The sequence below is a fragment of the Acinetobacter sp. CY05 genome (assembly GCF_059515805.1).
In genome coordinates, this window is record NZ_JCAKMW010000001.1 from 219368 (window position 1) to 232436 (window position 13069).

Genomic DNA, 13069 nt, shown 5'->3' on the forward strand with positions numbered 1-13069 from the left:
GCCATTATAACCAAGTTGCCCATAAATGGGGTAAAAACAGTATTCAATTTAGAAATGTTGTTATTGGTTAATATATGATGACTAAATACAGCAAAAGCATTCTCTTTCGGTCATAATATCTTTAAGATAAACGACAAAATTGAATTTTGAAGGAGCGTTGAATGCCACGTAAGAAAGAGGTCGTTAGTGGGACTTTCGTAAAATATGATGCGGTTGTTCTCGGTTCGGGCCCTGCGGGCGAAGGCGCGGCAATGAAACTTGCTAAATCTGGTAAGCGTGTTGCAATTGTAGATCTGCGTGAGCAATTAGGCGGTAACTGTACCCATGTGGGTACCATTCCGAGTAAAGCCTTACGTCAAACGGTATCGAACATTATTCGTTATCGCCGTGACCCAATGTTTAAAAAAATGGGTGACTGGCGTCAATTTACGATGAAACAAGTGTTGCAAAGTGCACATAAAGTGATTCAGCAACAAGTAGAAACTCACTCCCGATTCTACGATCGTAATAAAATTGATATCTTCCATGGCCGTGCCTATATTCAAGATAAAAACACGGTGCTGATTTTTAGTCCTGAAGGCATTACTGAAACCATTATTTGCCAACAAATTGTCGTGGCAACAGGTTCGCGTCCGTATCGTCCAGCGGCGCTTGATTTTAATCATCCACGTGTGTTTGATTCGGATAAAATCTTGGATCTAGATTATTCAATCCAAAAAATCATTATTTATGGCGCGGGTGTAATTGGCTGTGAATATGCTTCTATCTTTATTGGTTTAGACCATAAAGTGGATTTAATTAATACTCAACCTAAATTACTGAGCTATCTAGATGACGAAATTTCAGATGCATTGTCTTATCACTTACGTGAACAAGGTGTCTTGATTCGTCACAATGAGCAGATTGATCATTTAGAAACCTTTGATGATCATGTGGTTTTACACTTACAAAGTGGTAAGAAAATTAAAGCTGATGCGATTTTGTGGTGTAACGGCCGTTCAGGCAATACCGATGGTTTAGGCTTAGAAAACGTGGGCATTACCCCAAACAGCCGTGGTCAAATTACCGTAAATGATGAATATCAAACTGAAGTTGAGAATATCTTTGCTGCAGGTGATGTGATTGGTTGGCCATCTCTTGCATCTGCTGCCTATGACCAAGGTCGTTCAGCAGGCGGTAATATGAGCGGTGAAGAAGGCATTAAGCCAGTCACTGATATTCCAACGGGTATTTATACCATTCCTGAAATTTCATCGATTGGTAAGACTGAGCAGCAGCTGACTGAAGAGAAGATTCCATACGAAGTGGGTCAAGCGTCTTTCCGTCATTTGGCGCGTGCGCAAATTACCGGTGATACCGTCGGTGAGCTTAAGTTATTGTTCCATCGTGATACTTTAGAAATTTTAGGTGTACATTGCTTTGGTAATAACGCATCAGAAATTATTCATATTGGTCAAGCAGTGATGAATAGCCCAAACAATACTATTAAGTATTTTGTAGAAACCACATTTAACTATCCAACTATGGCGGAAGCCTATCGTGTGGCAACTTTAAACGGCATGAATCGTTTATTCTAAGTTTTTGATTTAAAATAAAAAAACCGTAAGTTTTGGCTTGCGGTTTTTTTATGCCTCGACTATTTTTGAATAGAGATTGCTAAAATCAATTCTTAGCACGGGTGAGTATCTGATAAGTGCAGCAGAATATTCTAGTGGTTGCTTCGACGCGTATAAGTGCAGATTATGTGTCGCAAAAAGATAAAGCTACTGGGTAGCTTATTTTAATTTGCAGTAAGCGCGTATTGTTTTAGCATAAGATAAAAATATGGCGCAAATAAAAAGCTATTTCCAATAATCCAAAAAAGCCGTCATTTTGCTTAGGGCTTTTTTATTTTTACAGGAGTGTTAAAACAGCATAATAAGCGGCAAAACTACCGATTAAGCTGAGCCAAATTGGCAGTTTACTGCGTAATAATGCAATCAGCACAATCACAAAAATGACATCCCAAACGGAGCTAAGATATTTTTGTCCCATCTCTAATACTAAATACAACAATAATCCCACCACTGCGGCATTAATACCCACCAATGCTGCAAATAAACGTGGCTTTTGCATAAGCTTTGACCAAAAAGGCAGTAAGCCAAACATCAGTAAAAAAGACGGTAAAAAAATGACCACTGTAGCAAATACAGCATTCAATAAAGCGGATGATGTTAAGGGCAGTAACGCACCTAAATAACTGGCAAAACTAAATAAAGGGCCAGGCATGAGCTGTGCCAAGGCATAGCCTAGGTCAAACTGTGCTTGTGCTAATACACCCGTTGCGACAAATTCTTGTTGTAATAACGGCAAAATAATATGCCCGCCACCAAACACTAAAGAAGCGGTACGATATAAAGCCATAAAGCTTCCGAGCCAAATATTGGGGTTAACGTGCTGTAAAAGCGCAACCATAACAAAGGGCAGACCAAATAGCAGCAAAAACAAGCGAGCGACAGATTGCTGCTTAGGTGGCAAAGAGGTCTGTATCACAGGGGAGTTTGGACCATTGCTGGCGTAATACATTCCTGCCATAGCTCCCATGACAATCACGATAATCTGACTGACACTATGTGGTAACACATATAACAAACCTGTGGCGATGAGCATAATGATGTATTGCCAACCGCGCTGACAAAAACTGCGCAGCATTTGCCAAAAGGCCCAAATCACTACAGCAAATACCAATAGTTGAATGACATGAAAAAACTCACCCGACAAATAAGGGCTGATCTTTACACCGATGATGGCTGCCAAGGTCATGATCAACATCGACGGTAGGGTGAATCCTAACCAAGCACACACTGCGCCACCATAACCTTTTAATCTATAGCCCAGACCAATACCCACTTGACTACTGGTTGGTCCAGGCAGAATTTGTGCTAAAGCCAAAACCTCACTATATTGCTGCTCGGAAATATAGCCTAAGTCTTTTACCAAGCGCTGATAAAATAAGACTAAATGTGCAGCCGGACCACCAAAAGCGATGCAACCAAGTTGTAAAAATAGCCAAAAAATTTGCCCATAGCTAAGTTGCATGCACCTATCTCCATCCTTGTTAAATGTGTTGAGCAAAGTCATTCGATTGCAGAAAATCAACGATTCTAAATCAAAAGCATGTCGTTCAAGTGACAGATAAAAAAAGAGTATGCCTTAGGCATACTCATTCGCTGTAAAAGAGATACTTATTTTTATTGTTTATTTTTATTCGTTGGGAGTGAATTAAAATGGGCGACTGCCGGCTAAGCTAATGCGTTTTAATAAACGACGTTGCTCACTTGGAAAAGGTTTACGCGAATGTAGCGTCACTTGATTGTCCCAAAACACAATATCGCCTTGCTGCCAATTGTGTTCATAACGAAACTCAGGTTTAAGGAGATGCGCACGTAATTGGGCAATCAGTTTACTGCCTGCTTGATCATCATAATTGACCAATGCTACTTCAGAGCGTTCATTGAGCCACAGCGCTTTGCGTCCTGTTTCAGGATGGGTACGCACTAAAGGATGCGCATAGCCATAGCCAACCGTGGGTTGATCTTTAAAGCGATATAAAGGCGTATTGCCATAACCATTTTGACCTTTATTATTGTTTGCGCGGACAAAAGGGTTATAGGTGATCAATTGCAAACCATTAATATGTGCTTTGGTTGCATCATCTAGCGCATCATAGGCTTGAATGGTGTTATACCATGCGGTTTGTCCACCATCTTGTGGCAGTTCAATGGCATACAGTAATGAACCAAAAGAGGGTTGTGGCGTCCATTGATGGTCGGCATGTGCTGCCAATTCGCCATGACCAGTATAATCACCTTGTCCTACCGCATTGGATACAGGAATGACATCAGGCGGTGTACCTGTGTCTTCTTGGGTGGCTAATACAGGGTTGTCGGCACTTGGGCGGAAAATCGCGCCAAAATAACTGGCAAATGCTAAATACTGTGCATCATCTAAAGTTTGACCTTTAAAAATTAAAATCGAATGCTCGGCCAAGGCTTGTTTTAAACGAAAAATGGTTGCTCCGCTTTGTGCTTTGGCTGCATCTAAGCCCCAAACTTCTGCACCTAATGCACCTTGAATGGGACGGATTTCAATGTCGTGATCGTTTTGTAATTGCTCTGATTGATGCCAATGTGGTGCATCAAAAATGGCTTGAGAAAGTTGGGTGAGTGCAGTCATATTTATTCCTAAGTTTTTTATTGCTTGGGATTAACTTAAGATGAACAGAGGCAAAGACAAAATCATAAAAATATCTAAGTTTATGAAAAACAGCAGAAAATAACTTAAATTATTGTTTTTCTATCTTTTAGTGTTTTGTACGCTCTAAGTTAGATTTTCTGCTGTATAGCATGTTTAAAAAACCACACTAGTGGGCGCAAAAGGCTTGGTTAAAATACTCAAATAACTGTGGGGTTTGCATCCATAAGCCAATAGAGAGGGCTAGCAGCAACAGTAGGATCAAGCTTAAAAACAGTTTGAGTTGCCAAGAATATTCAGTCATGTACCACCGCCTTTTCATTGACCATGAAGTGTACTAACACTCCAAAAATACTCAGTAAGATGGATAAAATCCACACCACATTGTAATTGCCCGTCATGTCATGGTTGAGGCCACCGAGCCAACCGCCTAAGAATGAACCGACTTGATGGGTAAAGAATACCAAACCGCTGAGCATGGTTAAATATTTAACGCCAAACATATTGGCTACAATACCGTTGGTGAGTGGAACAGTGGATAACCACAGGAGTCCCATCACCACGCCAAAGGCGTATACGCTCCAAGTAGTGAGTGGTAATAGCAAGAATAAAATCATGGCGATACCGCGTAGACCATACAAACCCATCAGCAAATGGGGTTTGGAGTATTTGCCCCCGAGCCAGCCAGCAGTATAGGTACCGACAATATTAAATAAACCCACTAATGCAAGAAACACTGTACCTGTAGTTGCGTTAAAACCATGATCAATTAAATAACCGGGTAAGTGAATGCCAATAAACACCACCTGAAAACCACAGACAAAAAAGCCTAAGGATAAAAACCAAAACGGTTTATGGTTTTTGGCAATCGTTAAAATCTGTTTAAAGCTTAAGGCGGGTTTTGTAGAGGGCGCGGCATTCGGATCGACATACATGGGGGCTTTAAGCGTCCATGCCAATGGAACTAACAGTGCTACCAAAATTGCACTAATCAATAAGGCACTTTTCCAACCAAAACTTTGTAATAGCAGCAAGGTAGTAGGCAGCATAATAAACTGACCAAATGAACCTGCGGCACTGGCAATGCCCATGGCTAAACTTCGTTTAGAGGGATGTGCGGCACGCCCTACAGCCGAGAGTAAAACAGGGAATGAGGTTGCCGATAAAGCTAAACCTAAGATCAAACCTGCACTGAGATTCAGCAATAAGCCGGTTGAACTCATGGCCATCAGACCTAAACCTAAGGCATATAACACCCCGCCCACCATCACCACCACTTTAGAGCCGTATTTATCGGCAAAAGCACCGGTAATGGGTTGTACAGCACCCCAAATTAAGTTTTGTAGGGCAATGGCTAAGCTAAAGACATTATGCCCCCAACCAAATTCGTGACTCATGGGCACCAAATACAAACCAAATGCATGCCGAATCCCAAGAGACAAGGCCAAAATAATGGCACTGCCAATCAGCATATAAATGAGTGGTTGAGAAAAGCGCGTGTCTGACATACAACATCCCTATTTTTGGTGTGTGCTTATGTTAAACCATTCAAAATGTGGCAACGATAACTTTAAGTTCGGTGGATTTTTTGTTTTAGTTATATAAAAAAAGCCACCCGTAGGTGGCTTTCAGATCACGGTATTACTTAGTTAAAACGTGATAAATCTTCTTCAGGACGTGCAGTGAGTACTTCTACGCCAGTTTTTGTTACCAATAATGTATGTTCATATTGCGCAGATAAACTATGGTCTTTGGTCACAACAGTCCATTTATCGCCCAGCAATTTGGTTTTCCAATCACCCGCGTTGACCATGGGTTCAATGGTAAAGGTCATGCCTTCTTCTAAAATCATACCAGTATTCGGTTGACCATAGTGCAATACTTGTGGCTCATCATGGAACACTTCGCCAATCCCGTGACCGCAATACTCACGCACCACGCTAAAACGCTCAGATTCGACATATTGTTGAATGGCATGACCGATGTCACCCATTGTTGCACCCGGTTTCACCACTGCCATACCACGATACATCGCTTCTTGCGCGACTTTACATAAACGATTGGCTAAAATAGAGGTTTCTTCACCCACGATATACATCATGTTGGTATCGCCGTGAAAACCATCTTTAATCACAGTCACGTCAATATTTAAGATATCGCCTTTTTTCAGTTTTTTCGCTTCAGACGGAATCCCGTGACACACCACATGATTCACTGAGGTACAGATCACATGTTGGAATGCTGGGCGACCCGGTGCTGCACCATAGCCTAAGCATGCAGGAATAGCGTCTTGTTTATTCACGATATAATCATGACAAATCGTATCAAGTTCTAAGGTCGTTACACCCGGAACAATATGCGGTTTGATCATATCCAAGACTTCTGCTGCAAGTCGTCCTGCTACACGCATCTTTTCGATATCTTCAGCAGATTTGATTAAACGACGTGGAGCTTCATAAGTACTGTTCATGATCTTCAAAAACTTTTGGAAATTTGTATGTGACTATGGTATAAATAGCCGCCCATTTTATCAAATGCTTTTTCGTGAATCTCTTTCACGAGCTTTGTGCGATGGGGCACTAAAATCCGCACATATATCGACACATTTCTCTGGGTGCCTTTTTTAAAGGTGGAGAATGCGGATATATGGAGGCCTAACCCAAATCTTTAAGGTAAAAGAAAATGGCAGATTACAACGTAAGCATGCGCGACCTTCTTCAAGCAGGCGCACACTTTGGTCACCAAACACGTTTTTGGAACCCAAAAATGCGCGACTACATCTTTGGCGCGCGTAACAAAATTCACATTATCAACCTTGAGCACACTGTTCCTGCGTTAAATGATGCGTTGAACTTTGCTAACAACTTGGCTAGCAAAAAGAACAAAGTTTTGTTCGTTGGTACTAAACGTGCTGCTTCTGCAATCATCCGTGAACAAGCGCAACGCGCTGGTCAACCATACGTTGATCACCGTTGGTTAGGTGGTATGTTGACGAACTGGAAAACTTTACGTCAATCGATCAACCGTTTAAAAGACCTTCAAACTCAATCTACTGACGGTACTTTCGCTAAGCTGACTAAACGTGAAGCTTTAGAGCGTACTCGTGAGATGGAAAAACTTGAACGCGCTTTAGGCGGCGTTAAAAACATGGGTGGTTTACCTGACGCATTATTCGTAATCGACGTTGATCACGAAGCAATTGCAATCAAAGAAGCTAAAAACCTTGGTATTCCTGTAATCGGTATCGTTGATACAAACTCTAACCCAGACAACGTAGACTACGTTATTCCGGGTAACGATGATGCGATCCGTGCAGTAACACTTTATGCTTCTGCTATGGCTGACGCGATCCTTGCTGGTAAAGAATACGCTCAAACTCAAGCAAATGCGCAAGCAAAAGCTGAAGACGTTAAAGAAGCTCCAGAGGCTTAATGCGTTGACGCGAGCTTGTCATTTTTGCGACATGTGATGGTGGCATAGTAAGCGTTATGTATGCAGACGGCCCATGAGTATCCTCTGGGCCGTTTCTGTTCCAAACAAGAATACATTTTCTACCGAATTTAGGAGATTCACATGACTGCTATTACTGCAAGCATGGTAAAAGAATTGCGTGATCGTACTGGTCTTGCAATGATGGAATGCAAAAAAGCGTTAACTGAAGCTGGTGGCGACATTGAGCTTGCAATTGACAACCTTCGTAAATCAGGTCAAGCAAAAGCGGCTAAAAAAGCAGGTAACATTGCGGCTGATGGCGCGATCACCATTGCTCAAGAAGGCAACAAAGCGCTTCTTTTAGAAGTGAACTGCCAAACTGACTTCGTTGCTAAAGACGAAAACTTTGCTGGTTTCTCTGCGAAAGTTGCTGCGGCTGCCCTTGCTGCAAACGTAACTGAAGCTGCTCAAATCGCTGAACTTAAACTTGAAGATGGTTCAACTGTTGAAGAAGCGCGTATTGCACTTGTTCAAAAAATCGGTGAAAACATCCAAGTTCGTCGCGCAACAATCGTTGAAGGCGACAACCTTGCAGTTTACAAACACGGTTTAAAAATCGGTGTTGTAGTTGCATTCGCTGGTGATGCTGCGACTGGTAAAGGTATTGCAATGCACGTTGCTGCGTTCAACCCAGTTGCTGTAACTGAAGCTGACGTATCTGCTGAGCTTATCGCGAAAGAGAAAGAAATTGCTGAAGCAAAAGCAATTGAATCTGGTAAGCCTGCTAACATCGTTGAAAAAATGGTGACTGGTTCAGTTCAAAAGTACTTAAACGAAGTTGTACTTGAGAACCAAATGTACGTAATCGACAACGACAAGAAAGTTGCTGACGTACTTAAATCAACAGGTACTACAGTTGCTCAATTCGTTCGCTTCGAAGTAGGTGAAGGTATTGAGAAGAAAGCAGAAATGAGCTTCGCTGACGAAGTTGCTGCTGCTCAAGCGGCGGCTGCTGCGCAATAATTTTTACCTTTAGGTAAAAGTTAAAAAAAGCCCCAAATTTTGGGGCTTTTTTTATATAGGGTGTTAAAGTTTACCCACTAAATGCGCAAATTGATGATGACTATAATCATCACTTAAAAATAGACGTACTTGTGGTACAGAATAAGCCTCTTCAAATAAAAACGTTAAATCTTGTAAAGCACTTGGTTGTGCATGGCTTAAAATAAATTGGAACTTATGCGGATGCATAATCGCAATCACATTAAAACCATTGCGTAAGATTGTATTGAGTAAATTCTCAACAATCACCACAGTCAATTCTAAAACATCATCGCTTGGTTCAAAATAAAAAGACTCTACTTGGTCTAATTCAAGATCTTCATCATATTGTAGCAAGATCAGTTCATCTACAGCATTGTCAGAGGGTATTGTTTCTTGTTCGATAAAATCAGAGAAGGCTTGTTCTTCTTCATGTAATTGCTCAAAAAAATCGTAAACTTCATCTAAAGTTTGATCAATGTCAATTGGCTTTTCCAACACAGATAAAAAATTTAATTTGAGATCAAAGGCATTGGCCCAATCGCGGTAATCACAATCAATCACATATTCGTGCGCAATAGGATATTCACTCAACCATGTTTCAAACCATGCATCACTACTTTCGTGCACATCAATTTGTGGGAAATCATGCGGCTGAAGTTTAGGAAAAATATAGATGAGTAAATCGCGGAGTAATTGACTTGGGTGCATAGTACAAAATGGTGAGGAGGGCAGTCTCTACTATAGAAGATTTTGCATAATAAAGCAGCAACCCATCGGTACGGCGTATAAGTGCAAACACCTATGGTGAGCTTAAGTCGAGTTTTTAAAGTTATGGAGCTAAATTTAAGCCTAAAAAGAGCGAATTAACTTTAATTTCCCTATCAAATGGTTCACTTTGGTTGTGAAAACCGATAACACGCCCTAAATGTGCACCATTTGCGATTTTTGACGTGTTTTCCATTTAAAGCTAGCTTTGCCTAGAAAAGTGTCAAGGCACCAAATAGGGCCAATCAGGAGGAATTGGAGGTCTTTAAAAAAAGATGGTTTTTTACCTTCTACCTGATGACCATAAAACTGTCCAATCCATGCCAAAATAAACACAGTCATATAAACCGCTAATCCGAAAGGTAGGCGATGAATTAAGACAACGATGACTAAATTAAGCACAGCCATGGCACAAGCCAAAACCACATCTAAACGAGCATAAAACATAAAGCTTAATACTAAAAGTACACAAGCCAATAGCCAACTAAAGTGAGCCACAATCGCCACGATGGCAAAATAGATACTAGGTACGCAGAGCCAATGGATTTTTTTATTGAAAGGATTTTGGTGGCTTTGGTTATATTCGGAAAACCAATCTTGTAATGTGCGCATACTGACTTCCTGTCATCAGAGATTGAATAACATAGCACTGACCAAAATAAAAAAGCCACAATAACTGTGGCTTTTTTCGATCAAATGTAGCAGCAACACTGATTAAGAGTTAGGACCATCGACACGCTCAATGCTGACTTTGCCTACACCTGCACTGGTAATTCCCAGTTGCTTGGCTGCACCATAAGATAAATCTAGTACACGATTACCATGGAATGGGCCACGGTCATTCACTTTCACAATCACGCTCTTACCATTAGTTTTGTTGGTCACGCGGATATAACAGTTCAGTGGTAAACTACGGTGTGCTGCAGTTAAAGCATTCATATCAAAAGTTTCGCCGCTCGCTGTTTTGCGACCATGGAATTGACGACCATACCAAGACGCCATACCTGTTTGGCTAAACTTACGTACAGTGTTAGATGCCACAGTATTTAACTTTTCAATCACTGAAGGCTCTTCAGCAGGAATATCAATTTTAGCAGCGATGGTTTGACGACGAACTTGGTCACCTGAACGCTCAGTGATTGAAAGGCTATTTAAATTAGAAAAATGATGATTGAAGTCTTGAGCTTCTTTATTGAGTACACGTGCCGCTAAACGAGTGGTATCTGGATCATTTTTTAGTGATGATGATTGAACCATATCTGCTTGTGATTGACTCAGGACGAAGATACTACTGAGGGCTAAAATATATTTAAACGATGAATGCATAAAAACTCCTATATCAATAATTTGCCAGTGTAGAGGCGGGCAAATCTGGTGATAAATTCATGTTTGCAACTACATTTGACAGCAAGGATAATATTCATGCGCTCTACAAAGTGTCTAGAGCTGATACCAAAATAATGAGAAAAATTACGAAAAAAGCGGTTTTTATGGTTAATAATTATACAATATTGTAACAATTTATTTAAAATGCCGATATTTTGCGCAAAATGATCAAAAAAATTGTTGACTTTTTTGCTATGAATTAAAGCTAGTCTTAACGACTAGCTACTTCATTGCCTAATTGCCATACAGCAGTGGCATACATACGGCTCTTGTTGTAGGTGGTAATCACTTGGAAATTTGGGTAAGTGATGTAATAGCTCGGGCCATAATTTTCCTGTAATTGAATCACATTGACTAAATCTAAATTATCAATGCGTACCAAGGGGTTAAGCGGTGCAATGCCTTGATTTTTGAGCACACCATACGGTGTTGGCTGAGTTAAATCTTTGGCAATGACTTGATCTGGTGTCTGACCACTATAGCGTGCGGCAAAAGCAATCGGTTGATTACGCTGCCAACCATGTTGAGCGAGGTAATTTGCAATCGAGCCAATGGCATCTACAGCAGAATCGCGTAAATCAATATGACCATTGCCATCGTAATCAACACCAAATTTTGGAATATTGCTTGGCATAAATTGTGGATATCCAATGGCACCGGCATATGAACCCTGAATAGAACTGGTTGCGACGCCTTCTTTATAGCTAAATGCAATTAAAGCCCCGAGCTCATCTTGGAAATACGCAGCACGGCGGGGGTAGCCAAAGGCAAGGGTAGCAAGGGCATCACGGGTCATTAAATTGCCTTTATTGGCCCCATAACCGGTCTCTACCCCTAAAATGCCCAAGATAATTGACTGTGGGACACCAAACTGTTGCTCAGCACGATTTAAAGTATCTGCATATTGCTGTTTAAAACGCACTCCGCGGGCAATGGTGCTTTCAGCTAAAAAGTTGGTTTTATAGCTATACCAAGGTTTACTTTCACCTGGACGATTCATGATTTCGATAATATTAGGACGATTACGGCTGCCATTCATAGCCCAATCAATTTGCTGCTCACTGAGACCATAACTACGCATGGTTTTTTGTTTAAAGCTGGCATATTCAGGATGCGCTTGAAAGTCGTTGGCTTGGCTACTCAAACTGGTGAGTGACAAGGCTGCACCTATCAGCGCTAAGCTTTGTAATTTTTGATTGAAACGAAATTTTAACGTCATGTTAAAGTCCAAAAACTGACTACTGGAAAGGAAGTGCAAGATCATCCAAAACAAAATTGGTTATTAGAGGGTGTCTTGCACGGGCTTAACATAGCATTACCGTCCATAGACAACACAAAAACCAATACAAAAGCTTACAAAACCAACTTCTTATTGCAGGATCACCTTATTGTACGTGATTTAAAATTAAATAAAAATCAGAACCCTAAGGCAGATTATATTATCTCGACTACATTGCTTGATCCCACTGGATGTGCCAGAACCACAATATGCTAGTGCCCACAGAGTGGCACATATAAGGCCTATAAAAAAACCAGCCGAAGCTGGTGTTTTATGATTTGGAATGTAATAGCAGGAGATGATAATTGGCCAGTAGTTTCAACTCATTACGGTTTAAATTCATAATGATTTTATCAAGCGCAATATAGATGGCTTTTAAAAGTGTACTGCTTGCACTATCAAGGGTTTTGGCTTTTAACATGTCTAACTCTAGGGTTTGACTAAAATTGGTTAAAAAATGCCGCACGATTGCTTCGGCCCATTGCTTGTAGGTTTCAGCTAGCGCTGCTTGATGAACACGTTCGCCGGCTTGAATGTGCACCAAGCTCTGCTGCAAATTGGTGAATAAGCGTGGGTCTAAACTAAAACCGACTCGATATTGTTGATCTGCCGATTTAAATAAGCTTTGCCCATAAAACTCAATTGAGGTTTTTGCAATTTTGTTGGGGGCATCACTCCAGATAGACTGAAGTAAGGTCACCACACTGGCTTTTAAATATCGTGCCAGTTTTAAGCCGGTTTCACTTTTATCGCTACTCGGGAATTGCTTCATCAAATCAATCAGTAAAATGGTTAAGATTTCCTCATTGATGCTAAGTGCAATTTCATTACGAATAGGGGTTAATGCCTCACCTGAATTTTTAACTCTTAAACCATAGTGCATGGTCTCAAGTAATTCAGTTGATGGAAGAAAGCCAAACTTCGCCATTA

13 protein-coding genes are annotated in these 13069 nt (G+C 40.9%); 3 read left to right on the plus strand and 10 right to left on the minus strand.

Translation table 11 applies throughout. The features are described from left to right. Positions 1–161 precede the first annotated feature (161 nt). Positions 162–1577, plus strand: a complete 1416-nt coding sequence (gene sthA / locus AC5YCD_RS01140; protein ID WP_496128284.1) for a Si-specific NAD(P)(+) transhydrogenase — start codon at positions 162–164, stop codon at positions 1575–1577. Between the two features lie 316 nt (positions 1578–1893). On the opposite strand, the gene chrA is transcribed toward sthA, so the two are convergent. The 5 genes from chrA to map form a co-directional block, all read right to left on the minus strand. Beyond that, a complete protein-coding gene (chrA, locus tag AC5YCD_RS01145; RefSeq protein WP_496128285.1) occupies positions 1894–3078 on the minus strand; it encodes a chromate efflux transporter in 1185 nt (394 codons plus the stop codon). A 183-nt stretch (positions 3079–3261) separates the two neighbouring features. Continuing rightward, positions 3262–4215 (minus strand): TauD/TfdA dioxygenase family protein, encoded by a 954-nt coding sequence (locus AC5YCD_RS01150; RefSeq protein WP_496128286.1) that lies wholly within the window; start codon positions 4213–4215, stop codon positions 3262–3264. A 187-nt stretch (positions 4216–4402) separates the two neighbouring features. Beyond that, a complete protein-coding gene (locus tag AC5YCD_RS01155) occupies positions 4403–4537 on the minus strand; it encodes a hypothetical protein (RefSeq protein ID WP_496128287.1) in 135 nt (44 codons plus the stop codon). Continuing rightward, a complete protein-coding gene (locus AC5YCD_RS01160) occupies positions 4530–5741 on the minus strand; it encodes an MFS transporter (RefSeq protein WP_496128288.1) in 1212 nt (403 codons plus the stop codon). The genes AC5YCD_RS01155 and AC5YCD_RS01160 overlap by 8 nt, the downstream gene beginning before the upstream one ends. A gap of 137 nt (positions 5742–5878) precedes the next feature. Further along, on the minus strand, positions 5879–6703 hold the full coding sequence (map, locus tag AC5YCD_RS01165; RefSeq protein ID WP_496128289.1) for a type I methionyl aminopeptidase: 825 nt from the start codon (positions 6701–6703) through the stop codon (positions 5879–5881). A gap of 212 nt (positions 6704–6915) precedes the next feature. Between map and rpsB the strand changes: the two genes are divergently transcribed. Further along, positions 6916–7665: a 30S ribosomal protein S2 gene (gene rpsB, locus AC5YCD_RS01170; RefSeq protein WP_496128290.1), complete on the plus strand. Its 750-nt coding sequence runs from the start codon at positions 6916–6918 to the stop codon at positions 7663–7665. 141 nt (positions 7666–7806) lie between these two features. After that, positions 7807–8688, plus strand: coding sequence for a translation elongation factor Ts (gene tsf / locus AC5YCD_RS01175; protein WP_496128292.1), 882 nt, complete (start codon positions 7807–7809; stop codon positions 8686–8688). 63 nt (positions 8689–8751) lie between these two features. Here tsf and AC5YCD_RS01180 read toward each other — a convergent pair whose 3' ends face one another. The 5 genes from AC5YCD_RS01180 to AC5YCD_RS01200 form a co-directional block, all read right to left on the minus strand. Then, positions 8752–9417 (minus strand): hypothetical protein, encoded by a 666-nt coding sequence (locus tag AC5YCD_RS01180; RefSeq protein WP_496128293.1) that lies wholly within the window; start codon positions 9415–9417, stop codon positions 8752–8754. A 213-nt stretch (positions 9418–9630) separates the two neighbouring features. Continuing rightward, entirely contained in the window at positions 9631–10086 is a 456-nt protein-coding gene (locus AC5YCD_RS01185; RefSeq protein ID WP_496128294.1) for an Mpo1 family 2-hydroxy fatty acid dioxygenase, read from the minus strand. A gap of 102 nt (positions 10087–10188) precedes the next feature. After that, a complete protein-coding gene (locus AC5YCD_RS01190) occupies positions 10189–10800 on the minus strand; it encodes a septal ring lytic transglycosylase RlpA family protein (protein WP_496128295.1) in 612 nt (203 codons plus the stop codon). 271 nt (positions 10801–11071) lie between these two features. Further along, positions 11072–12079 carry a lytic murein transglycosylase B gene (mltB, locus tag AC5YCD_RS01195; RefSeq protein ID WP_496128296.1) on the minus strand — a complete coding sequence of 336 codons (1008 nt, stop codon included), beginning with the start codon at positions 12077–12079 and terminating at the stop codon, positions 11072–11074. A gap of 331 nt (positions 12080–12410) precedes the next feature. Next, complete coding sequence (locus tag AC5YCD_RS01200; protein ID WP_496128297.1) at positions 12411–13067, minus strand: hypothetical protein; 657 nt, start codon at positions 13065–13067, stop codon at positions 12411–12413. Positions 13068–13069: the final 2 nt, after the last annotated feature.

Coding starts and splice junctions, on each gene's coding strand:
- rpsB (WP_496128290.1), top strand. CDS start 6,916: ATGGCAGATTACAACGTAAGCATGCGCGACCTTCTTCAAGCAGGCGCA.
- AC5YCD_RS01180 (WP_496128293.1), bottom strand. CDS start 9,417: ATGCACCCAAGTCAATTACTCCGCGATTTACTCATCTATATTTTTCCT.
- map (WP_496128289.1), bottom strand. CDS start 6,703: ATGAACAGTACTTATGAAGCTCCACGTCGTTTAATCAAATCTGCTGAA.
- AC5YCD_RS01160 (WP_496128288.1), bottom strand. CDS start 5,741: ATGTCAGACACGCGCTTTTCTCAACCACTCATTTATATGCTGATTGGC.
- AC5YCD_RS01150 (WP_496128286.1), bottom strand. CDS start 4,215: ATGACTGCACTCACCCAACTTTCTCAAGCCATTTTTGATGCACCACAT.
- mltB (WP_496128296.1), bottom strand. CDS start 12,079: ATGACGTTAAAATTTCGTTTCAATCAAAAATTACAAAGCTTAGCGCTG.
- AC5YCD_RS01185 (WP_496128294.1), bottom strand. CDS start 10,086: ATGCGCACATTACAAGATTGGTTTTCCGAATATAACCAAAGCCACCAA.
- AC5YCD_RS01190 (WP_496128295.1), bottom strand. CDS start 10,800: ATGCATTCATCGTTTAAATATATTTTAGCCCTCAGTAGTATCTTCGTC.
- sthA (WP_496128284.1), top strand. CDS start 162: ATGCCACGTAAGAAAGAGGTCGTTAGTGGGACTTTCGTAAAATATGAT.
- AC5YCD_RS01200 (WP_496128297.1), bottom strand. CDS start 13,067: ATGGCGAAGTTTGGCTTTCTTCCATCAACTGAATTACTTGAGACCATG.
- tsf (WP_496128292.1), top strand. CDS start 7,807: ATGACTGCTATTACTGCAAGCATGGTAAAAGAATTGCGTGATCGTACT.
- chrA (WP_496128285.1), bottom strand. CDS start 3,078: ATGCAACTTAGCTATGGGCAAATTTTTTGGCTATTTTTACAACTTGGT.
- AC5YCD_RS01155 (WP_496128287.1), bottom strand. CDS start 4,537: ATGACTGAATATTCTTGGCAACTCAAACTGTTTTTAAGCTTGATCCTA.